Here is a 21,375-nt window from a genome sequence, read left to right on the forward strand (position 1 = left end):
AACGCCTGGCCCGTTGGATTTATAGCCTACCCTCATAATCTACTTTTGGAGATTCAAGGATGAAACCCCGTATTATTCTGGCTAAGCTCGCTGCTGTTGGCGCTTGTGCAATGCTGCTAACGGCCTGTGCTAGCTCGCAAATGCCGATTTCTCCAGCCAACGACGACGTAGACGCTGCGCCACCGCCGCCAACGGTAACGCCCAACGGATCTAATCAAGAGCAGGCAGCTGCCTGCGATCTTGAGGCTATCCAATACGCCATCGGCGAACCGTTCGATGAAGCAATGGGGTCGCAGTTACAAAGTGAGAGCAGCACTCGTCAAGCGCGCGTATTGCGCCCTGGTGAGGCCGCCACCATGGACCACCGCCCGGATCGTTTGAATATTCATCTTGATGATCAAGATGTCATCGAGGAACTTCGCTGCGGCTAACCTAAGATCAGTACGACGCAGGCGGCGGTCAACACGCCCATGGTGATGTTGAACGCCCGCCACGCGGCATCTGTTTTGATCCACTGCCCAATTGCACTACCAAAGCCAGCCCATAGCGCAATACAGGGCAGCGCCACCATCTCAGCAAAGCCAGCAAGTAACAATGCATTAAATACCGGTTGGCCGCTTTCGGGTAGAAAACCCGCCATCAGCGCCAGTCCCATTACCCATGCTTTAGGGTTGGCGAACTGAAACGCCGCAGCCTGCCAGAACGTAAACGGTACGCTATGGGCTTGGACGTGAAGATTGGGCGGCGGGGCGCTGGCAATTTTCCAAGCCAAATAGAGCAAATACGCGCTGCCTACCCAGCGCAACGCGGTTTGAATTGCAGGGTAGCGTTCAAACAGCACGCCCAAGCCCAGCGCTATGCCCGCAAAGAGTAAAAAGCAGCCACCTAAAATTCCCCACATATGCGGCAATGTGCGCTTAAAGCCGAAGTTGGCGCCAGAAGCGGTAAGCATAACGTTATTTGGCCCAGGGGTAAGCGTCATCGACATCATATAGAGCGCGGCCGGACCGAGGATTACCCATTCGCTGTTCATTTTATTGTATCCATACAATTTGTGGTTGAGGATTGCTTTAGATCGCCTATTGTTAGCATAATGGGGATTAAATTAACGTCAAAGGTTTTATTGTCACCATGACAATGTGGGTGCCTTCGCTCGCTGAGTTTTCTGGTTCACGCTATCGCGCTATTGCCAGCGCCATTGAAACCGCTATCCAGGCAGGTGAACTACTGCCTGGGGAGCGCTTGCCGCCCCAGCGCCGTTTGGCTGATGCGCTAGGGGTGACCATCGGCACGGTAACCCGGGGTTACGCTGAAGCTGAACGCAGCGGTTGGGTATCGGCACGGGTGGGTAGCGGCACCTATGTGAGGAGCAAAACGCAAGACAACGCTGTTAGCCTGACGTTTCCCGCTGATGAAACGGCCGGTGTGATCGATTTAAGTCTTAGCCTGCCTCCGCCCCACCCGTTGCGACAGTCGCTGTTGAGCGAAGCGCTGCTCGCCTTAAGCCAATCCGGTGCAGCATTAGCGCGGGGTGTGACTTACCAAGAGTCCCAGGGGCGTCGCGAGCATCGTGAGGTGCTGGCTCGCTGGTTAAATACCTTAGGCATGTCTCTGATGGCTGATGAACTGCTGATCACCCAAGGTGGCCAGCACGGCATTAGTCTGGCGCTCAGCACCTTGCTACGGCCGGGCGAGCTGCTGGCTGCCGATGCCTTGACCTACCCCGGTGCCATCAGCGCAGCGCAGCAAGGTCATCTCAAGTTGGTAGGGATTGGTCAAGACAGCGAAGGGATGCGCATGGATCTGCTGGAGGCGCAGTGTGCCCGGCAGCCGCCGAGAGCGATTTATCTTACGCCGGAGCAGAACAACCCCACCGGCGCGTGTTTAAGCGCGCCGCGTCGCGAACAGCTGGTGGCGCTGGCGAGGCGCCATGATATCTGGCTGATTGAAGACGGCGTGCAATATCTACCCGCTGAGCAGCGTGGTACGCCTCTTTACAAGCTTGCGCCAGAACGCACACTGTTTGTGTTTAGCACCGCTAAAGTGTTGGCGGGGGGGCTGCGAATTGGCGTGCTGCGGGCGCCTAAAAGTTTGCACGAGCGGTTAGCGACTGGCCTGCGCGCCCAGAGTTGGATGGTGCCGCCGCTAATGGTCGACGTGGTCTGCCACTGGATTAACCAAGCCGCGGCGGAAAAACTACTTACCTGGCAGACCCAAGAGTTAGCGGAGCGTCAACAGTTGGCCGCCCAATGGCTGCAAGGGTTTACCCTAAGCGGGCGCTCCCACAGCAGTAATGTATGGTTGACGCTGCCAGAGGGAAGCCGGGCCGTAGAGCTGTGTGATCGGCTACTGCAGCGGGGCGTTAAGGTAAGCAGCGCTGAGCCCTTTTGTGTGGGCAGCACCCCCGCACCCCAAGCCATTCGTCTATGTGTTGGGGCCGCGGCGGATCGCAGCGAACTCATTCAGGCATTGGGCATTGTTGCCGCCTGTTTGGGCGAGCGGCCGTTAGCCCCCGCCMCCTTATGAATTATTCATAGCGGTCTTTCCAGCCTTGATGGCTTATCTGGTCTTTAAGCATTTCGAGAATGTCATACATCACCTGCTCGGTAACGCGATTGCTGCCTTCGTCAACCGTTAGCCAAGTGTCGAAGCCGCTGTCGGCGGTGCGCTCAACTAACTGCCTAAACTCATCGGAATGAATACCTAGCAGCAGCTCATCGACTAGTCGCTGGGCGACGCCACTGAGTGATGCCTCCATAGCGCTGGTGGCCTGCTGCCCCATGGGCAGGCGGTTAAGGCGCTGAATCTCGGGGCTTTCCCGGAGCGTACGGCTAACCAAATCGCTGATCGCCGCCATAATGGACTGACGGTTGTGCTGGTACGCTTTGCCGATAGTGCTCTCCAACCGCTGCGCAATCTCATGAATCAGCTGCGACTTGCGGGGCATGATCACACGCTCAATCACGCGCTCGGTCAGCGAATCGCTGGCGCGTATCTGCTGCTGTACATTGCCCAATAGCCGTAGCGCGATACGGTCAGAAAGCTCCTCCAGCAGAATATCGTAATACTTGGCAACAAATTGATAGACATACCAGTGGGTAACATCAATAAGGCCGAGGCGATGCAGCCGATTGATTAACGATACCACGCGTAGAATACGCAGCAGGCGGAAGCCTGCGAGGGGAATGCAGCCCAGCACGTCATACCAGTGCACGAAGGGGTAGAAAAACCAGCGGTGGTAGCGCCGCTCGGCAATGGCAATTGACCAGCCCAACAGTACATCGACGATAAAAAAGCTGACAAATACCAAGTCGATGGTGATGAAGCGGCTATGAATCACCTCATCGTAGAAAGTATGAAAACCGGGCGCGAGATTGGCGATGCCTTGGTTAATAGGGCCGAGCAGAAACAGTGAATCAAACAGCAGTAGCGCGAGGTTAATCACCACCAGCGTCAGAATGAAAAAATCCCAACCAATATGGGCGTATTCAACCGCTTTAGGCAGGTGCGGGTAGCGTTCCCTGGCGGGCATACGAACTCCTTGTCGTTGGATGGGGCGTCGAGGGCTATGTTTTTGACTGGGTCTTAGGCGGGTACTGATGCTGGGTAAACAGCTCTTCTTTCTCGGCCTGTTTGCGTAACTTCTTGCGTAAAGCCGCCTTTTCAAAGCGTAGCTGCTGTAAGGGCGTTGCCAAGCTGAGCGGCGGTACGCTGGCGGGTTTTCCGTCCTCATCCACAGCGACCATGGTCAGGTAGCAGCTGTTGGTATGACGGATCAGCTTATTGCGAATATCTTCTGCTACGACCTTAATGCCCACTTCCATTGACGAGCGGCCAACATGATTGACGCTGGCTAAAAAGGTCACCAGCTCGCCGACATGAATCGGCTGTTTAAACAGCACCTGATCCACCGACAGTGTCACCACATAGTGGCCCGAATAGCGGCTGGCGCAAGCAAAAGCGACTTCATCGAGCTTTTTAAGAATCGCGCCGCCATGCACTTTGCCGCTGAAATTTGCCATGTCGGGCGTCATCAGTACGGTCATGGAGAGTTCATGCTGCCCAGGCAGGGCAGCGTTCGCGCTGAGTTCGGCGTCTGTCATACGGTGCTCCTGCGGTGATTTGCTACGGTTAACGGCTGCCCCTTCCTCAGGGCAGCCGTTGGCTATTGATTTAGAACGATGCGCTTATTAAAACCACAATAGGCCCACGGAGATGATAATACCGGTGATAAAAAGCTGAATCAGGCAGAAACCCATAATATCTTTGGCCTTCAGCCCGGCAATGGCGAGTACCGGTAGCGCCCAGAAAGGTTGCAGCAGGTTGGTCCAGGCATCGCCCCAGGCCACTGCCATGGCTACCCGTGGAATGTCAGCCCCCAGGGCCTCAGCGGCAGGCAGCATCACCGGCGCTTGCACAGCCCACTGGCCGCCGCCGGAGGGGACGAACAGATTGACAATCCCTGCGCTGATAAACGACCAGAACGGCAGTGTCGTAGCGGTGGCAAAGGAGACCAGCCACTCAGACATACTCTCTGCCAGCCCAGACTGAACCATAATGGCCATAATGCCCGCATAAAAGGGGAATTGGATGACAATCCCCGCGCCGCCTTTAATCGCTTCATTCAAGCTATTGAGCAGGTTGCGGGGCGTGCGGTGCAGCACAATGGCTAAGAACAGAAACAGGAAATTGACGACGTTAAGGTTTAAACCGCCGCCGCGCAGCAAAAAGTGATCCAGCAAGAACAGTAGCCCCGGCACGCCGACCAGCAGGGCGAGGGTCATGCTGTTTTCCAGGCGCTCCGCCGGGCGGGTAAGGCGACCAACCGGTTCCGGCTCATCATTCAGCACGCTGGGGTCGACGTAGACGCTATCCTTCTCATCCGGCAGCATCATGCGGTTTACCAACGGAATGGCAATAAACAGGCAGACCACGATGCCGAGGTTAAATAAGGCGAAAATCGTTGAACCGGTGCCAATCACGCCAATCTGGTCGGCGGAAAAATGCCCTTCGGTGGCGATGGTCAGTGGTATCGAGCCCGCCAAACCGCCGTGCCACACCACAAAACCAGAGTAGGCGCTGGCGACGAGTAGCCGGTAGTCAACGCGGATCAGCCGAGCCAGCTCTTTGGCAAATAGCGCGCCGACCACAAGGCCAAAGCCCCAGTTAATCCAACTGGCCGCTAATGACACCAGTGTGACTAGGATAATGGCGCCGCCCGGGGATTTAGCAGTAGCGGCGATTTTTTGCAGAATGCGTTTTACCGGCGGTGAGCTTGCCAGCATAAAACCGGTGACCAGCACCAACAGCATCTGCATCGAGAACGTCAACAAGCCCCAGAAGCCATCGCCCCAGAAGCGCAGCACCGCCAGGGGTGTTTGGCGCTCAATGGCAATGGCGGCAACCGAGGCAATTAACGTTAGCAGCAGCACGAAAATATACGGATCTGGGAGATAGCGCTCTACCAGCTTTACCGCCGGTTTTGAGATCATTTTAAGCATGGGATGCTCTCTTTATTCATTATTAGGAAGTGGCTAAGCAAGGTCTTTGCAAGGTCTTTGAAGTGCCTACGCAGTGCAAGTACATAGCTAATATACGGGGGAGTGCGGCGTTTTTCACGTTGAAGCTGTCCGGCTAATCTCACGTTAGCGCCGTTATGGCCAAGCGTGGATATGTTAACGCCAGTGAGTCAGGCGGTAACGGCGGTGGTAGAGAAAATAATAGTAGTGAATCAGGACGGTTGAGCGAACCAGCGTAAACAGCATAAACGAAAGCCACAGCCCATGGTTGCCTAGCCCCTGGGTTAGCCACCAGATGGGAAGATAGGCGGCCAGGCCAATAAAGATACTGTTGCGCATTTCACGTACCGCGGTGGTGCCAATAAATACCCCGTCGAGTAGATAGCTCCATACCGCAATCAGCGGCATAACGACCATCCATGGCAAATACTGTGCCGCGGTCGCGCGCACCTCTTCAAGGCCAGTAAGCAGCGCAATCAATGCATTGCCGCCTAGCGCGAACAACAGGGCGGCGGCACCCGCTGTCCAGAATGAGAAACGCGCAGCAGCACGCACGGTGGTCGCAAACTCACGCCAATCCTTGCGCCCATAGGCGCGCCCAATCAGCGATTCGGCCGCATGGGCAAAGCCATCCAGAGCATAGCTGGTGAGCATAATAAATTGCAGCAGGACAGCGTTGGCAGCGAGCACCGTATCACCCTGACGAGCGCCTTGGGCGGTAAAGAACGCCATGGCAAATAGCAGGCCGAGGGTGCGCACAAACAGGTTGGCGTTGACGTTAAATAGCGCTGTGTAGGCCGCCAGTGCCAGCAGACGCTCGCGCAAAAAATGGCCCTCTAGTCGGGCTAGCTGGCGCAGCACTAAGTAGCTGCCGAACGCTAACGCACTATAGTCGGCGATCACGCTCGCCCAGGCAACGCCGTTGCTGGTCATCCCCAAACCCACCACAAACCATAAATCCAGCACGATATTAACGCTGTTGGTGAGCAGCAGAATCATCAGCGTGACGCGGGAATTCTGTTGGCCCAAAAACCAGCCCAGAATGGCGTAGTTGGCAAGCACCGCGGGCGCAGACCATAGGCGAATATGGGCGTACTCTCGCGCTAAGKGGGTGGCTACTTCGCTGCCATCTAACAGCCACAAACCCAGCGTAATCAGCGGTGAGGCAAACACAATCAGCAGGCTGCCGATCACCAGCGCCATGATCAGCGATTGCCCCAGTAGATTGCGCACATCCGAGTCACTCTCGCGGCCCATGGCTTGGGCGACTAGCCCTGTGGTGCCCATGCGCAAAAAGCCAAAGCCCCAGTAGAGGAAGCTAAACAGTGTAGCGCCGAGGGTGACGCCCGCCAGATAGCGGGAGTCGGGCAGGTGCCCGACCACAGCGGTATCTACCAGCCCAAGTAGGGGGACGGTGATATTAGAAAGGATGATTGGCCAGGCGAGGGCCCAAATCCGCATGAGGCTTAGGCAGCAGTGATGATGCGGTACTTCTTCATCAGCTGCTCTTGGGTCTCGTGGCGCTCAGGGTCAAGTGGAATGCAGTCCACCGGGCAGACTTGCTGGCACTGAGGTTCGTCGTAGTGACCGACGCACTCGGTGCATAAGTTTGGGTCGATGACGTAAATCTCCTCGCCGGGGGAGATAGCATCGTTGGGGCATTCGGGCTCGCAGACGTCGCAGTTAATGCATTCATCGGTAATCATCAGGGCCATGGGCATACCTCGCAGATGGCATTCACACCCAGGCTAACGAGTACCTGAGTGTTTTACTCAACAATAGCGTTGGCTAGCTAGTGTAGTGGTTACGCAGCGCTTCGGCGACCTGTGGATGCACCAGCGGAGAAATATCGCCACCCAGCTTGGCAATTTCGCGCACGATGGTTGAGGAGATATATGAATTCTCCACCGCGGGGGTTAAAAACACGCTCTCAAGCTCCGGATTCTGCGCCCGGTTCATATTGGCCAGCTGAAGCTCGTACTCAAAGTCGGAGACCGCGCGCAGGCCGCGCAGAATGATCGTCGCCCCCTGCTCGTGCATCATGGTTGTGAGCAGGGTCGAAAAGCCGATTACCTCAACGTTGGGGAGCGACGCACACACCGTTTTGGCCAGCGCCATGCGTGTTTCCAGGTCGAGGTGGGGGCTTTTTCCGGGACTTGCCGCCACTGCGATGACCACTTTGTCGAACATGCGTGCACCACGTTCAATGAGATCAAAATGGCCGTTGGTGATAGGGTCGAAGGTGCCGGGGTAGACGGCGATATTAAGCTTGCGCGTGCTCATTCCTCGCTCTCCTCGTCCAGGCGGCCAAACGGATTGTCGCTGGTTAATGAGACGGCATGAGCGTAACCGGGGATATGAATCCGATCCGCATGAATGTCCAGCTCTGGGCCTTCGAGTACCGCTTCGCCAAACTGGTAGCGTGGTGCGTAGTGGCCAAAGTCTGCCTGGGCAAGGTAGGCAGCTGCCGCTTCGCGGGTTGCGACCCGACGCGTTTTCCAGGCGCTGACCGCGTCTGCGCCGTGGCGCTGAGTCAGCAGGCGCTCGGTGACTGCAGGTGACAGCACCACGCCGGTGGCATTGTTGCCGCCGAAGCCCTTGGCGTTAATAAAGGCAGCGTCTGCACGAAATGTTTGTGCCGTTTGCGAGAAGTGTAGCCGTTCGGCATACACATCGTCGGCGACGGCATCCAGGGTAGGGATGCCTGGCAGCAAGTCGTGGGCAAAGCTGCCCAGGGCGCTTGCCAACTGGTCTCCCGCCGCGGAGCCTTGGGAGTGACCGATAAAGGCTTTGATGGCCACCACCGGCCAGTCGTTAATGCCGTTGGCGCGGGCGATTTCGTCGAATACATGGGATTCGGTAATGCGGTTTTTGGGGGTGCTGGTGCCGTGCGCATGCAAAAAGCTGCGCTCTTTAAGGGCTTTTTCACCCAGGATATCGCGCACCAGCGCAGTCGCTTTACCCAGGGTGATGTAATTACCAATCCCCGGCGCCGAAATCGAGCGCTTGTAACCGTCGGCATTGACGAATACGTCAGGCACCGCGCCGAGAATATCCGCGCCGACTTCCATTGCCAGCGCATCGTCCATCAGCAGCACAAACTGGCTGGCTTCCGCCATGGTAAAGCCGCAGTTGCGCGCAAAGGGACGGCAGGCGCGCTGGTAATCGCTGTCGGTGAGCAGCTCCAGCGCATCCAGGGCTTTCAGGCCCGCGTCGTCGGCCAGCGCGCCCATGGCCCTGAAGCCCTCTATAATCTCCGGCGTAATGGGGGCGTCCGCGGTGCCTACCATCACCACACGGCGGCGTCCGGCCCGAATGTCGTCAATGCCCAGCCGCAGGTTGTAGAGAAAACTAGCGCAAGCGCCAAGAGCCGCCCCGGTGCCGCCCACGCTGCCGAGTACATAGGCATTCAAAAAGTCGGCGGGCATCTGACCATAGCCCAGCGGCATCTGCTTGGAGGTGGCACGCTGGCCGCTCACCAAGCTTTTCAGTAAGCCGCCCCAGCCCTGATCGTCTAACTGGCCAATGGAGTTACCTGCGTACACGGCAATATGATCCGGGTTTAACTGCTGACGCAGTGTCTCCCAGGAGAGGCCGCTGGCGCCCAGGCAGTCGCTTGCGCCAAATACCGCCAGCGATAGGCCGCGGGGGTGGTGCACACTGCGGTAGAGGCTCGCCGGGTCAAAGCCGCTGGGTAGCTGAGCCGCCGCGCGAACCTTGGGTAGCTGGGCGTCAGGCAGCAGTACTTCAAGCACTCCGGCGGGCACACTGACTTCTACCTCGCGGGCATCAATATCGCGTACCTGCCAATCAGCGGGCAGATTTTCAGGCAGTTGGCGGCGGCGCAGGGTAAAACGTAGCGGCTCGGCCAACTGCATGCTGGCGTGCCGATTAGACGGCATGCCGGGATCTAGAAAGCGCGGGTCTTCATTGCGGCGGATCAGGGTGTGGTTCAATACCTGATCACGCAGCGACTGAGCCGGGGCCTCTATGGGGTGGCCTTGACTGTCGTGCCACCCTTTTTCGGAGTGCTCTACTAGGCGCATAAGCGCCGCCAAGCCTTCCAGTGTCTGGCGTTGCTGGTCAGCAGGAAGGGCATCAAGCACAGTGCGGCGGAAGGCCTGATGGCCAGAGGTTCTGCCAGCGGGATTGATGCCGCCCATGCCGACAATCACCGGTAAGTGTGACAAGCCGGGTTCCTCTTAATACGGTGGTGGTAACAATTATTGGCAACGGTCATGGCAGATTTGGCCCAGTACCATGCGCTTAATAAGGTCACTAATAAATTCGTTAGGCGTGATCATAGCACCGGGTGCGCAACGGCGTCATGCCGCAAGCGTTCGAGACTGATAGAATTACGCTTTTCAGCCGAGTGATGGCATGCAGMATAATTCTCGAACAGTGACGTCTAATCAGCCAGGCCCGCACCAGGATTTGGCCCGCCGAGTCAATCGCGCGCTGACCCATCCACTGCGTAAACCGATCGCCGAACATACCCAGAATAATTTTGCCCAGGCGGCTGAGTGGTTAGCTAGCCGTCAAGCACCGTTGATACTGGATTCAGGCTGCGGTGTGGGGGTATCGACACGCCAACTGGCGGCGCAGTTCCCCGCCCATGCGGTGATGGGCATTGATCGCAGCGAAGATCGCCTGGGGCGTGACCACGGCAAGCTGCCAGACAACGCACTGCTGGTAAGAGCCGATCTTGTCGACTTTTGGCGTTTGGCCTACCAAGCTGGCTGGGCGCCTGAGTATCACTTTCTGCTTTATCCCAACCCTTACCCCAAGGCGGGGCATCTAAAAATGCGCTGGCATGGGCATGCGGTTTTACCCACACTGTTGGCGCTTGGTGGGCGCCTTGAATTGCGCTCCAACTGGTCACTTTATGTTGAAGAGTTTGCTTTGGCGGTGGCGCAGGTAACCGGTCAACAGGCAGCAGTGACTGAAATTGCGCCTAAAGATGACTATTTAACGCCGTTCGAGGCTAAGTATGCTCGAAGTGGCCAGGCACTGTGGCGTTTATGTGTTGATTTGGAGCGAACATGACGTTTGTTTATTTGGTGTTGGCGATTGTGGCTGAAGTGATCGCTACGAGTGCCCTAAAGGCCTCCTTGGGGTTTACCCGCCCGCTGCCCAGCGTGGTGGTTGTGGTGGGCTACGGGCTAGCCTTTTATTTGCTCAGCCTGGTACTGCGTACGCTGCCGGTGGGGGTCGCCTATGCGATTTGGGCAGGCCTAGGCATTGTGCTGGTCACCTTAGTCGGCATAGTGGTGTTCGGTGAAAAGCCTGATTTACCGGCGGTAGTAGGGATTAGCTTGATAGTAGCCGGTGTAGTCATGCTGCAAGTGTTTTCTAAAATGAATGTGCATTGAGGTATTGTAATGGGTCGTTTTGCTCGTAAGCGTATGCGGCGCTGGTCGCTGATGACCGGTGTTGCCACGCTGGCTCTGTGTGCCAGTACCAGCCTGCTCGCCGATTTTAATCGCCTGGGTCAGCTGCAAAATAAAGGCTTTTCGATTAGCGCCGAGGCCCGCCTTTTGGATGCTGGCTCAGGCGCCAATACACTGTTAGGCAGCATTACCCCGGATCGCCAGCTGTCACCCGCTTCGGTCACTAAAGCCTACCTATCCGCGGCGGCGCTGAACCGTTTTGGCCCCCAACACCGCTTTACCAGCCAACTGGTCAGCGCAGCTAGCATTGATAATGGCGTGCTGCGCGGCGATTTGGTGTTTGAGGGCGGTGGGGACCCGGGCCTCACCACTGAAAATCTGTGGCGTTTGGTGCAGCGCTTGCACTTAGCCGGGGTGCGCGAGGTTGATGGCGCTTTGGTGGTCAGCCAGTGGCGCTTTGGGGCGGTGGACTGTATTACCACCGACCGCTGCAATGCGCTCAATCGGGTCGCCAATGCGTATAGCGCGCCGCTCTCCTCGGCAGGGGTTAACTTCGGCAGTTGGTGCGTCAATGTCGCTCCTGCCACTAGCGCAGGAGCACCTGCCCAGGTGGGGCTGTGCGATAGCCAGACATCGCTGATTACCATCGATAACCAAGTCGTCACTCGACCGGCCAATAGTGGTACTGAGATTAGCGCTGAGCGTATCACTGATGAGCGCGGCGACGTGATGCGTCTGACGGGGCAGATTTCCACCAATGCCACTGCCCGTGATGTCTATCGTGGCGCGGGGGATGCCGCCGAAACCACCGCGCAAGTGTTGATGGGCATGTTGAATCAGGCGGGGATACAGGTGCGCGAACCGTGGCGCGTCAGCTCGTCGCAACCGCCCGGCAGTGCCCAGCGTTTGGCCGCGGTGGACAGCCAACCACTGCAAGAGCTATTGCTGCGCATCATGAACTACTCCAATAACTACATGGCTGATGTGCTGGCGCTGGATCTCGTCGAGACGCCCCAGGCGCAGCTACGCCAAGCCGGCCAAGCGATTGAAACGTACGCTCAGAGCCTGCCCGGACACGGGCCGTTAACCCTCTACAGTGGCAGCGGGCTGACCACTGAAAACCGCACATCGGCCCAGGGCGTTAACGTGATGCTGGAGGATATGTTTCGTCAAAGCAGCCTGTTTCCCAGCTTTGTGGCGGCCTTTCAGTCGCCAGCTAATGGGGTAATGCGCTTTATTCGGCGAGGTTCCTCCACGTTTCAAAATAACGTCATGATCAAAACCGGCACGCTTAACCAACCCTTTGCCGTGCGCGCAGCAGCGGGCTATTTTCGCACCGCGCAGGGGCGCTGGGGGGTGTTTAGCGTTATGGTCAATGGTAACAGCAGCACGCCGTATTTAAGCTGGTCTGAAGTGCTGGATCCGTTGTCACTGGATCTAGAAGCAATGATATTAGCCAACTAATCAAACTCCACGCTCACAAGGTGAGGCGACTTGCATGAAACCTGGGCATACCGGTTTAACCCATTTGGTTCACTCCACGCGTTATTCGTGGAAAGGCTTAAAAGCGGCGTTTAGAAACGAAGCGGCTTTCCGCCAAGAGGTAGGCATTACGGTTGTGTTGCTACCCTTCGCCTGGTGGATTGGCGAAGGTCCCATCAGCTGGCTACTGCTGGTGAGCAGCCTGTTTTTTGTCCTCATAGTGGAGCTGCTTAACAGTGCGATTGAAAATGTCGTTGACCGGATCGGCACCGAGCACCACGAGCTTTCTGGAAGGGCCAAGGATATTGGTTCGGCGGCGGTGATGCTGTCGCTGATGATGGCCGGTCTCACCTGGGGGCTATTGGGCTGGGAAAAATTCTTTGGCTAAGCTGAGTTAAAAGCCGCACTTTTTTAACACGCTGTCAGCGAGGTCGTTATGCAAGCATTTAAAGGACTTAGGAACGACGATTTTTTACCGTTGTCGACGCTGCCAGCGTCGTTACAAAAAGCCACTCAATCCGCCTGGAAGCGGCTAAGCGAGGCGCTTGCTCAAGCCGACAATGTCGCCGAGATGACCAAACAGGAGCCACCGTCCAGTAGCTGGCAGGCGCTCTCGGAGCAGCGCCGTGAAGCGTTGGCTAAAGTGCTGGCGATTTCGACCTTTGCGCTGGATACCCTGGTGCGTTTCCCTCACTGGCTGGTTGAACTGGATATAGCCGGAGAACTGGATGTAAACCCTGGGCGTGATGAGCTGGCCAGCTGGCTGAGTGAGTCGCTTGAAAACGCCGAGGACGAAGAAGCCCTGCAGCGGGCGGTTCGCCGTTTTCGCCGCAAGCGTATGCTGGGGATTATTTGGCGCGMCCTTAACCGTGCTCCCGGCTATCTCATGTGGGATACCGCCAGGGCGGTATCCGAGCTGGCTGAAATTTGTTTAGAGGCGGCATTAACCTGGCTTKAGCAGTTTTATGCGCCGCGTTGGGGCTTACCTGCTCCACGCCAGGACGGTATACCCCAGCGTCTGGTGATTCTGGGCATGGGCAAGCTGGGCGCGGGAGAGCTGAATCTCTCTTCCGATATCGATCTGATCTTTGCCTTCCCTGAAAAAGGMGAAACCCAAGGCGGGCGCAAGCCGTTAGAGCATCAGGAGTACTTTACCAAGCTGGGGCAAAAGCTGATCGCCGCGTTAGATGCCATGACCGCCGACGGCTTCGCTTTCCGCGTTGATATGCGCTTGCGGCCGCTGGGGGACGGCGGCCCGTTGGTGGGCAATTTTGCCATGCTCTCCAGCTACTATCAGGACCAAGGCCGCGAGTGGGAGCGCTACGCGATGTTGAAAGCGCGCCCGGTCGCCGGGGATGTAGACGCGGGCGACGAACTCCTGGCCGGGCTGCGCCCCTTTGTGTATCGCAAATATCTCGATTTTGGTGCCATTGAGTCGCTGCGCGAGCTGAAAGCGATGATCAACCGTGAAGTAAAGCGTAAAGGCATGCAGAGCAATATCAAGCTCGGCCCCGGCGGCATCCGCGAGGKAGAGTTCGTGGTGCAAGCGTTTCAATTGATTCGCGGTGGCCGCGATACGGAGCTACAGGTGACGTCGCTGAACACGGCGCTCAATCGCCTGCCCGAGCTAGGCCTGCTGCCCCAGGAAGTGGTTGATGAGCTGCTGCCTGATTACGCCTTTTTACGCGATGTGGAGCATGCGCTCCAGGCGCTGGAAGACCGCCAGACGCAAACTCTGCCCAGCGATGACAGTGACCGCGAACGGGTAGCCTTCGCCATGGGCCATGAAGACTGGCCGGGGCTGGTCGCCCAGCTTGAAGAGGTGCGCGAGCGAGTGCGCCAGCACTTTGATGCCGTGATTGCCGACCCCGAGGAGGATGTCGACGAGGCCAATGATGATAGCCAGCTTGGCTTGGCCCAGTGGCGGCTTATTTGGCGCGGCGAGTTAGAGGCGGAGGAGGCCTGCGCGCACCTCGCAGAGGCGGGTTTCCACGCCCCTGAAAAAGCCTTGAAGCGGCTGCAGAGCCTTTACCACTCCCGGCAAGTGCAAAGCATGCAGCGAATTGGCTTTGAGCGCCTGGATGCGTTAATGCCGCTACTGCTGGATGCCGTGGCAGACAATGACGCACCGGATACGGCGCTGGTGCGGGTGCAGCCGCTGATTGAAGCCGTGCTGCGACGCACCGCTTATCTAGCGCTGTTGCGCGAAAACCCTCAGGCGCTTGAGCACCTGATGCGCCTATGCGCCGCCAGCCCATGGATCGCCGAACAGCTGTCGCGCTACCCGATCCTGCTCGACGAGCTGCTAACCCCTGAAACGCTGTATACCCCCGCCGATAAAGCGCGCCTGGCCGATGAGCTGCGTCAAACGCTGAATCGCCTGCCAGAGGATGATGAAGAGGCCCAACTAGAGGCGCTGCGCGTTTTCAAACACGCGCAAACGCTGCACGTAGCGGCGTCGGATATCTCGGGCACGCGACATCTAATGAAAGTAAGCGATTACTTAACCTTTATCGCCGAAGTGATTCTCGATGCCGTGTTAGCCATGGCCTGGAAACATATTACCCGTAAGCACGGCGTTCCTGAGGGGCTGAATGCAGGAGAGGCTGAGTTTCTGATTGTCGGCTACGGCAAGCTGGGGGGCATTGAGCTTGGCTATAGCTCGGATTTAGACCTGGTTTTTCTTCACGATAGCGATGGTCAAGGCTCGACCGACGGCCCACGGCCCATTGATACAGCGGTGTTTTTTACCCGCCTGGGGCAGCGAATTATTCACCTGCTTACCGCGGTAACGCCCACCGGCACGCTTTATGAAGTGGATATGCGCCTGCGCCCATCGGGAAATTCCGGGCTATTGGTGACATCGCTCAAAGCCTTCGCTGAGTACCAGCGTCAGAATGCCTGGACCTGGGAGCACCAGGCATTGGTGCGTGCCCGAGTGGTGGCGGGTAGCGCTGCGCTGGCCGAGAAGTTCAGCCAGTTGCGGGGCGATATCCTAGGCGCTGAGCGCGATAAAGCTGCGTTGCGCGAAGAGGTGGTCAAGATGCGTCACAAAATGCGCGACCACCTGGGCAGTAAAACCACCAGCCAGACCTTCAACGTCAAACATGATGCAGGCGGGATGGTGGATATTGAGTTTCTCTGCCAATACGCGGTGTTAGCACTTGCTCACCAAACACCTGGGTTACTGACCTATAGCGATAATATCCGTATTCTAGAGAGCCTGACCGAGAGTGGGCACTTACCAGCAGAAGAGGCGGAGCGCCTTCGCGAGGCTTATCTGGCTTATCGTAGCGCTACCCATCGAGCGGCGCTTACCGGTGAAAAAGCGCTTAGCGATGGTGAAGAGTTCCGTGCTCATCGCGATATCGTCACCGCGCTCTGGCAGCGTTTTCTTGAGCCTTCCAGCGCTGATAACCACTAGTCAGACGGCTAATCAGGAAGAAACAGTGATAACAAGGAATAGGGCAGGGTGGCCCGTATGATTGGACATATTCTGGCCACTCTACTGCCGGTGTTTTTAATCGCCGGTTGTGGCGCTGTCTATGGGCGCTACCGTACGCCGGATATTCGCAGTCTCAATACGCTCAATATGGAGCTGTTCGTTCCGCTATTGGTATTCGCTGTGCTGGCCGACCGTCAAGCGCCGTTGGCAGAATATGCTTGGCTTGCTACGGCCGCCATTGCGGTAGTACTTGGCTCGGGGGTGGTGTTGTGGCCGCTGGCCAAGTGGTTAAAGCTGGATAGCAAAATTTTCCTTCCCCCGATGATGTTCAATAACGCCGGCAATATGGGCGTGCCGCTGCTGGTATTGGCGTTTGGTGCTGAGGCGCTGCCCGCGGCGGTGGTGGTATTTATTGTTGAAATGCTGCTGCACTTTTCGGTGGGGCTTTACATGCTCAACCCGCGCACCTCGCTGTGGCGAATGCTGCGTATGCCCATTGTACTCGCGAGTCTGGCGGGCTTAGCGGTGAATATCAGTGGGCTACCGCTGCCTGGTTGGCTGCTAGAGGCGATGCATATGCTGGGTGGGGTATGTATTCCGCTGATGCTGTTTGCGCTGGGGGTGCGGCTACTGGAGATTGACTTTAGCGATTGGCGTACAGGTATGTTGGGGGCGGTGCTTTGCCCGCTTTCCGGATTAGTGATTGCCTTGCCATTAATGTGGTTATTGCCGCTAAATGCGCTGCAGTTGGCGGTACTGCTGGTGTTTGCAGCGTTGCCCCCTGCGGTGTTGAATTATTTGGTCGCAGAGCAGTACCAGCTAGCACCACAGAAAGTGGCTTCGCTGGTACTGATTGGTAATCTGGGGAGTTTGGTGGTGATGCCGCTAACGTTGGCCGCGGCATTTACCTGGGTGTATCCGCCTCTGTCATAAATGACACAACACTAGATGCACAGGACTAAATACAGAGCTTACAGTGTGGCGTGAAAAAGTGACTAATTGCTTAACTAACGTTCATCTTTAACTTCATAGCTGCCTTCTAAAGTGTCCTGATGACCTGGACGGCTGTGCGTAGACGTGTGCCCGTGAGAGTAGCCACCGCCGATATCTTGCGCTTGCTGGGCGCGCATCTGCTCCATGCGCTTTTTCATTTTATGGCGCATAAACGGCATCATTGCCCAGCCAATCAGTAAGAAAAACAGGCCGAGTACCACGCCGACTATCATCAACGCGCCAAACGCCAACCATGTGAACAGCAGCTTTAGGCTGCCTGCCAAGCCGGTTGGTTGGGTTTGCGCAGCACGGGCGCGCCATTGGTTTGCCGCTTGCCATGCAGCGTTGCGTTGGTCGCGATTCATCTGTGGCATAAGAGCCTCCATCGGTTATTCGCCTCTATTTGAACACAGTTGATCTAGCAAGTTCACTGTTTGGCACTAGTGCGGAGGTGTGTCGACTATACCTACGATTATCTGCGTACAGTGCGATTAGGTTTTTCAACTGTTACCATTAAGCTGTACAAGACAAGTTTAGTTGTACAAGCATGCGGATAGTTGCGCAGTGCTTTTTCTAAACAGAGCTCATCTAACAGGACGGTTATATGGCTAATCATGGAGGCAAGTCGGTATTCATCGCATCAGTGGTGATTATCTTTGGCTTGGTAATTGTTGGAGCGTCATTTCCTGAAGGGTTTGCTAACGCGGCAGAGAGTGCGCTGACTACCATTACCGGGCTATTCGGGTGGTTTTATCTATTCTCAGTGTTCGGTTTTGTGATCTTTCTGTTTGGTTTGGCCATGAGCAAATATGGCAAGGTGCGTTTAGGCCCTCAGGACAGTCGGCCCAACTATACGTTTTTCTCGTGGATCAGCATGCTGCTGGCCGCAGGCTTTGGTGTCGGGCTGGTGTTCTATGGCATGGCCGAGCCTATGTTTCACTTCATTGAGCCGCCCTATGGCGATAGAACCGCCGAAACCGAAGCGGCTGCCCGTTACGCCATTCAATACAGCTATTTTAACTGGGGGATACATCAGTGGGCGGCTTTCTCAATCGTCGGTTTGATCATCGCCTATTTTCAATTTCGTAAGGGACAGGCTGGGTTAGTCTCTTCCGTGCTGTCATCAATTACGGCTAAGAATCCTAAAATTCGCCCCTACGCTTCCTGGTTGGATGTGTTTGCGGTGGTGGCCACGGTGATGGGCGTTGCTACCTCGTTGGGCTTGGGTGTGCTGCAGATGAACGGTGGTTTAAACGCCGTTTTTGGCCTGCCGGAGAACGGTTTTTGGCAGTTTGTGATTCTCTTCGTAATGTTCTGCGCCTATATGGCATCGACTTGGTCGGGCTTGGATAAAGGCATTAAACGCCTCTCTAATCTCAATATGATTTTATGTATCGGGTTGATGCTGTATGTGCTGTTCACTGGCCCAACCGTGGCGATACTAGAGACTATCACGGTGGGCATTGGTGACTATCTGCAGAACTTTATTGGTATGAGCCTGCGTATTTCACCCTATAGTGATAATGAGTGGGCGAGCAGCTGGACGATTTTCTACTGGGCCTGGGTCATTGCCTGGTCGCCCTTTGTTGGCACCTTTATTGCCCGGGTATCCCGTGGCCGTACCATCAAAGAGTATGTGTTTGGGGTGCTGTTTGTGCCGCCGCTGCTAGCCTGTTTGTGGATCGGCGTGTTTGGTGGCGCGGCGCTGCATATGGAGCTGAATGGCACCGATGTGGGGCTTGCGGCTGCGRCCCAGGATAATATCACCGTCGCGCTATTCGAGATGTTTGAGCTAATGCCCTTCACGGGCGTGCTGTCAGTGGTCGCGATGATGCTGATCTTTATTTTCCTGGTGACCTCCGCTGACTCGGCTTCGTATATCGTAGCGCAAATGACCGATAATGGTTCGATCAATCCGCCGCTGTATAAGCGGGTCATTTGGGGCGTGCTAATTGCCGCTATCTGCCTGACGCTAATAGCCTCGGGTGGTTTAACGGGGCTGCAGTCGGCGTCGGTACTTTCGGCACTGCCGTTCACCTTTATCCTGTATATGATGGTGTTTGTGTTAGTCCAGGAGCTACGCGCAGACCGCAAAGCCATGCTTACCCAGCTTTATCGTCGCCATGGCGAAACGCCGGTGGGCGCTGACGCCTTTGAAGCCGAACTATTAGGCGAGGAAGAGCGCTTACGCCGTGCACCGAGTGTGGTCAACCGGCGCATTAATAGTTAGCATCACTCATCAGCACTAATAAAAAGTAACCAAGCCTGGGGTTGCGGGGCGGGGTCATTTGGGAGCAGTGACACATGAAGCGAACATGCTAATGGCGCGGCAAGGGCGCCATGGCGCGACGCGCAGGCAGTCCAAAAGGGTTGCCTTTGATAGCTGGCTTGATCGGGTAGTCACAGTGGCTGTGCTTACGGCTATGGTCATTGGTCTGGCCGCTGTAGCCGCTCACTGGTTGCTCTAAAGCATCGGCTCCCCGCAACATTCGAGCTTAACGCCTGGCTTTATGCCGGGCGTTTGCGTGTCTCGACCCGGTTTCGGCCCAGTCGTTTGGCGCGGTAGAGGTGCTGGTCTGCGCGTTCAATCAGCGCTTCAGCGCTAATCAAAAAGCCGGGCGACATGCTGGCCACGCCCATGCTAACGGTAAGGTCTGAGTGGGTGCTGGAAAAAGCGTGGGGAATGGCCAGCGACAACACGGCTTCGCGCAAGCAGTTGGCAACGCCCACTGCGTCGTCATGATCTTGGCCCGGCAGTACACAGACAAACTCTTCGCCGCCGTAGCGGGCGAGTAAGTCCTTGGCGGGGTCGATACACTGATTGAGCGCATTAGCCACCGCGCGTAGCGTATCGTCACCCATGGCATGACCATAGTGATCGTTAAACTCTTTAAAGTTATCAATATCGATAAAAATCACTGAGAGCGACTGCTGTGTTTGCTGTGCCAAGTGCCAGTGGCGCTGATAGAAGTCATCAAATTGGCGGCGGTTCGCCACGCCCGTTAAGCCATCCATATTAGAGAGGTGATGGAGCTGGTCGCGCTGTTCCAAGCCTTGCTGAAACGCTTTTAGCAAATGATCCAAGCTATCCACCAGATGACCCAATTCATCATGCTGATGGCCCTTCAACACTGGCTTGGACCATTTCCCAGGTTGAGTGGGGTCGGTTTGGGCAATAGCTGCGTGTACTTTGAGCAGTGGTCGGGTAATGAAAAGGTGGAAAAAGGTGATGATGACAAGGCTTAAAATAAACGCCTCTAAAATACTCACCCCGACCACCGTATAAATACGCGCCAAAAACTGCTGAGTTAAGTAGCCTTCTGCCAGCATCAGTTCAATTTCGCCGACGACCGCTTCCGGCATATCGCTGCCCATGTAATAAGCGAGGGAGGTTCGGTAGTGCAGTATATCGCCAAATAAATACTGGCTGAGCCAGGTCGAACCAGCCTGTTCGGGCCTATCGAATTCAGCCAGCGCGCGGCCAAAATCGTCACGAATCGATACCCATGCGACCTCGTTATCATTAAACAGCCCATAGGCGATTTGGTGGGCGAGGTCTGGGTTAAGCTGGAAAGCGGCTTCTGCTGCGGCACCGTTGACAATTGTCAACTGCTGGGTGATGCGTTGCTCGGTTTCCTGGCGCATTTTGGTGGCGTGGCTGAGCAGTTCGATGCTGCCCGCTACGCCACTAATCAGCATAGCGATCAGCAGTGTGAGTAGCGCTTGCTTGGTGGTCAGGCTGCCTTTTTTAGGGCCGGGGGCGGAGAGAGGAAACCGCGGGCGAGGGCTGATCACTGGCTCTCCTTCTGCACATTGCGGTGCAGGGCATCCAACTGCGTTTGCAGGCGTGCCAGCAGCGCTTCAGACACGCTGGGGTGGCAGGCGAGATAGAGGGGGGCGCGGTAAAAGGTAAACAAATGCGCTAACGCGATGTCTTGTTCTTGTGCCATAAATTCACCGGTTGCTTTACCTGTCACGATCACATCTAGCAGGCCCGCCTTTAAACGCGCGATATTTTCTCGCTCCGAGGGAGCAAGAAGAACATTAATGCCGCTAGAAGCAACATAATCGCCTACAGCATCTTCGCGAAAACTGCCCACCCGCCAAGCGTGTAGCTCTGAAAGCGACGCGATGCTGAGTTCGCGCTCCGCTAAACTAAACGCTGCCCATTCATTAACTACCAGCGGCCCCACCCATTGAAACAGCGCTTCACGCTCCTGGGTGCGGGTCGTGGAGTAGACGCAGTGATTATCGCGTAAGCGTGCTTCGGTGTAAGCGCGTGCCCAAGGCAGTAGCCGAAAATAAGCCTCGATGTCTGCCTGGCGTAGCGCATCACGTAGCAGCAACGTTGCACTGCCGGTAATTCGCCCTTGGCCGTCCGAATAGTTGAACGGTGGGTACTCTTCAGTGTTGATCGTTAGCGGCAGCGTTTCTGTTGTAGCCTCTAGTGGCATCGCATGGAGTGAGATACTGTAGCTGCCGAGCGTGGTGAGCAGAGCAACGCCCATGCGGTATCGCCATCGGCGAGTAACGTCATTAGCCATCG

Annotated in this window: 21 protein-coding genes; 9 read left to right on the forward strand and 12 right to left on the reverse strand. The window is 56.3% G+C overall.

What is annotated here, in order from left to right; genetic code table 11:
- Positions 1–59 precede the first annotated feature (59 nt).
- Positions 60–431: an I78 family peptidase inhibitor gene (locus HALO_RS04930; RefSeq protein WP_035562007.1), complete on the forward strand. Its 372-nt coding sequence runs from the start codon at positions 60–62 to the stop codon at positions 429–431.
- Here the strand turns inward: HALO_RS04930 and HALO_RS04935 are convergent.
- Positions 428–1,033 (reverse strand): LysE family translocator, encoded by a 606-nt coding sequence (locus tag HALO_RS04935; protein WP_035585576.1) that lies wholly within the window; start codon positions 1,031–1,033, stop codon positions 428–430. The genes HALO_RS04930 and HALO_RS04935 overlap by 4 nt on opposite strands.
- Before the next feature lie 98 nt (positions 1,034–1,131).
- Between HALO_RS04935 and HALO_RS04940 the strand changes: the two genes are divergently transcribed.
- Entirely contained in the window at positions 1,132–2,526 is a 1,395-nt protein-coding gene (locus HALO_RS04940) for an aminotransferase-like domain-containing protein (protein ID WP_050713131.1), read from the forward strand.
- A gap of 1 nt (position 2,527) precedes the next feature.
- On the opposite strand, the gene HALO_RS04945 is transcribed toward HALO_RS04940, so the two are convergent.
- The 7 genes from HALO_RS04945 to HALO_RS04975 all read right to left on the reverse strand — a co-directional run bounded on the left by HALO_RS04945 (position 2,528) and on the right by HALO_RS04975 (position 9,709).
- Positions 2,528–3,532 carry a hypothetical protein gene (locus HALO_RS04945; protein WP_035585572.1) on the reverse strand — a complete coding sequence of 335 codons (1,005 nt, stop codon included), beginning with the start codon at positions 3,530–3,532 and terminating at the stop codon, positions 2,528–2,530.
- A gap of 34 nt (positions 3,533–3,566) precedes the next feature.
- A complete protein-coding gene (locus HALO_RS04950; RefSeq protein WP_035585570.1) occupies positions 3,567–4,103 on the reverse strand; it encodes an acyl-CoA thioesterase in 537 nt (178 codons plus the stop codon).
- Positions 4,104–4,190: 87 nt separating this feature from the next.
- Complete coding sequence (locus tag HALO_RS04955; RefSeq protein ID WP_035585568.1) at positions 4,191–5,501, reverse strand: short-chain fatty acid transporter; 1,311 nt, start codon at positions 5,499–5,501, stop codon at positions 4,191–4,193.
- Between the two features lie 174 nt (positions 5,502–5,675).
- Complete coding sequence (locus HALO_RS04960; RefSeq protein WP_050713132.1) at positions 5,676–6,980, reverse strand: MATE family efflux transporter; 1,305 nt, start codon at positions 6,978–6,980, stop codon at positions 5,676–5,678.
- 5 nt (positions 6,981–6,985) lie between these two features.
- Positions 6,986–7,234 (reverse strand): YfhL family 4Fe-4S dicluster ferredoxin, encoded by a 249-nt coding sequence (locus HALO_RS04965; RefSeq protein ID WP_035585565.1) that lies wholly within the window; start codon positions 7,232–7,234, stop codon positions 6,986–6,988.
- Positions 7,235–7,307: 73 nt separating this feature from the next.
- Positions 7,308–7,802, reverse strand: a complete 495-nt coding sequence (gene coaD, locus HALO_RS04970; RefSeq protein ID WP_035585562.1) for a pantetheine-phosphate adenylyltransferase — start codon at positions 7,800–7,802, stop codon at positions 7,308–7,310.
- Positions 7,799–9,709 (reverse strand): beta-ketoacyl synthase, encoded by a 1,911-nt coding sequence (locus HALO_RS04975; RefSeq protein WP_442905727.1) that lies wholly within the window; start codon positions 9,707–9,709, stop codon positions 7,799–7,801. Before HALO_RS04975 ends, coaD begins: the two co-directional genes overlap by 4 nt.
- 190 nt (positions 9,710–9,899) lie before the next feature.
- Here HALO_RS04975 and trmB point away from each other — a divergent pair, with 190 nt between their 5' ends.
- Genes trmB through HALO_RS05005 form a run of 6 tightly spaced genes read left to right on the forward strand, consistent with a single transcriptional unit; the run spans position 9,900 to position 16,769 of the window.
- A complete protein-coding gene (gene trmB / locus HALO_RS04980; protein WP_050713133.1) occupies positions 9,900–10,565 on the forward strand; it encodes a tRNA (guanine(46)-N(7))-methyltransferase TrmB in 666 nt (221 codons plus the stop codon).
- Positions 10,562–10,891 carry a DMT family transporter gene (locus HALO_RS04985; RefSeq protein WP_035585558.1) on the forward strand — a complete coding sequence of 110 codons (330 nt, stop codon included), beginning with the start codon at positions 10,562–10,564 and terminating at the stop codon, positions 10,889–10,891. The genes trmB and HALO_RS04985 overlap by 4 nt, the downstream gene beginning before the upstream one ends.
- A gap of 9 nt (positions 10,892–10,900) precedes the next feature.
- Positions 10,901–12,373, forward strand: a complete 1,473-nt coding sequence (gene dacB / locus HALO_RS04990; RefSeq protein WP_035585556.1) for a D-alanyl-D-alanine carboxypeptidase/D-alanyl-D-alanine endopeptidase — start codon at positions 10,901–10,903, stop codon at positions 12,371–12,373.
- Between the two features lie 34 nt (positions 12,374–12,407).
- On the forward strand, positions 12,408–12,779 hold the full coding sequence (locus HALO_RS04995) for a diacylglycerol kinase (protein WP_035585554.1): 372 nt from the start codon (positions 12,408–12,410) through the stop codon (positions 12,777–12,779).
- Between the two features lie 48 nt (positions 12,780–12,827).
- Entirely contained in the window at positions 12,828–15,815 is a 2,988-nt protein-coding gene (gene glnE / locus HALO_RS05000; RefSeq protein ID WP_050713134.1) for a bifunctional [glutamate--ammonia ligase]-adenylyl-L-tyrosine phosphorylase/[glutamate--ammonia-ligase] adenylyltransferase, read from the forward strand.
- A gap of 57 nt (positions 15,816–15,872) precedes the next feature.
- Entirely contained in the window at positions 15,873–16,769 is an 897-nt protein-coding gene (locus tag HALO_RS05005; RefSeq protein WP_035585760.1) for an AEC family transporter, read from the forward strand.
- Between the two features lie 74 nt (positions 16,770–16,843).
- On the opposite strand, the gene HALO_RS05010 is transcribed toward HALO_RS05005, so the two are convergent.
- Entirely contained in the window at positions 16,844–17,203 is a 360-nt protein-coding gene (locus tag HALO_RS05010) for a hypothetical protein (RefSeq protein WP_035585550.1), read from the reverse strand.
- A gap of 230 nt (positions 17,204–17,433) precedes the next feature.
- Here HALO_RS05010 and HALO_RS05015 point away from each other — a divergent pair, with 230 nt between their 5' ends.
- Positions 17,434–19,059 carry a BCCT family transporter gene (locus tag HALO_RS05015; protein ID WP_050713135.1) on the forward strand — a complete coding sequence of 542 codons (1,626 nt, stop codon included), beginning with the start codon at positions 17,434–17,436 and terminating at the stop codon, positions 19,057–19,059.
- A gap of 88 nt (positions 19,060–19,147) precedes the next feature.
- Here HALO_RS05015 and HALO_RS23200 read toward each other — a convergent pair whose 3' ends face one another.
- Genes HALO_RS23200 through HALO_RS05025 form a run of 3 tightly spaced genes read right to left on the reverse strand, consistent with a single transcriptional unit; the run spans position 19,148 to position 21,373 of the window.
- Complete coding sequence (locus HALO_RS23200) at positions 19,148–19,318, reverse strand: hypothetical protein (protein WP_172821657.1); 171 nt, start codon at positions 19,316–19,318, stop codon at positions 19,148–19,150.
- A 19-nt stretch (positions 19,319–19,337) separates the two neighbouring features.
- The gene (locus HALO_RS05020; protein ID WP_035585546.1) at positions 19,338–20,624 is read right to left on the reverse strand and encodes a GGDEF domain-containing protein; all 1,287 of its coding nucleotides are present in this window, start codon (positions 20,622–20,624) and stop codon (positions 19,338–19,340) included.
- Entirely contained in the window at positions 20,621–21,373 is a 753-nt protein-coding gene (locus HALO_RS05025; RefSeq protein ID WP_231896810.1) for a substrate-binding periplasmic protein, read from the reverse strand. Before HALO_RS05025 ends, HALO_RS05020 begins: the two co-directional genes overlap by 4 nt.
- Between the last annotated feature and the right edge of the window lie 2 nt (positions 21,374–21,375).

Source organism: Halomonas sp. R57-5 (assembly GCF_900070345.1).
Classification (GTDB): Bacteria; Pseudomonadota; Gammaproteobacteria; order Pseudomonadales; family Halomonadaceae; genus Vreelandella; species Vreelandella ventosae_B.

Excerpts from the sequence above, each read along its gene's own strand:
- HALO_RS04930 (WP_035562007.1), top strand. The coding sequence starts at position 60 with ATGAAACCCCGTATTATTCTGGCTAAGCTCGCTGCTGTTGGCGCTTGT.
- HALO_RS04935 (WP_035585576.1), bottom strand. The coding sequence starts at position 1,033 with ATGAACAGCGAATGGGTAATCCTCGGTCCGGCCGCGCTCTATATGATG.
- HALO_RS04945 (WP_035585572.1), bottom strand. The coding sequence starts at position 3,532 with ATGCCCGCCAGGGAACGCTACCCGCACCTGCCTAAAGCGGTTGAATAC.
- HALO_RS04950 (WP_035585570.1), bottom strand. The coding sequence starts at position 4,103 with ATGACAGACGCCGAACTCAGCGCGAACGCTGCCCTGCCTGGGCAGCAT.
- HALO_RS04955 (WP_035585568.1), bottom strand. The coding sequence starts at position 5,501 with ATGCTTAAAATGATCTCAAAACCGGCGGTAAAGCTGGTAGAGCGCTAT.
- HALO_RS04965 (WP_035585565.1), bottom strand. The coding sequence starts at position 7,234 with ATGGCCCTGATGATTACCGATGAATGCATTAACTGCGACGTCTGCGAG.
- coaD (WP_035585562.1), bottom strand. The coding sequence starts at position 7,802 with ATGAGCACGCGCAAGCTTAATATCGCCGTCTACCCCGGCACCTTCGAC.
- HALO_RS04985 (WP_035585558.1), top strand. The coding sequence starts at position 10,562 with ATGACGTTTGTTTATTTGGTGTTGGCGATTGTGGCTGAAGTGATCGCT.
- dacB (WP_035585556.1), top strand. The coding sequence starts at position 10,901 with ATGGGTCGTTTTGCTCGTAAGCGTATGCGGCGCTGGTCGCTGATGACC.
- HALO_RS04995 (WP_035585554.1), top strand. The coding sequence starts at position 12,408 with ATGAAACCTGGGCATACCGGTTTAACCCATTTGGTTCACTCCACGCGT.
- HALO_RS05005 (WP_035585760.1), top strand. The coding sequence starts at position 15,873 with ATGATTGGACATATTCTGGCCACTCTACTGCCGGTGTTTTTAATCGCC.
- HALO_RS05010 (WP_035585550.1), bottom strand. The coding sequence starts at position 17,203 with ATGCCACAGATGAATCGCGACCAACGCAACGCTGCATGGCAAGCGGCA.
- HALO_RS23200 (WP_172821657.1), bottom strand. The coding sequence starts at position 19,318 with ATGTTGCGGGGAGCCGATGCTTTAGAGCAACCAGTGAGCGGCTACAGC.
- HALO_RS05025 (WP_231896810.1), bottom strand. The coding sequence starts at position 21,373 with ATGGCTAATGACGTTACTCGCCGATGGCGATACCGCATGGGCGTTGCT.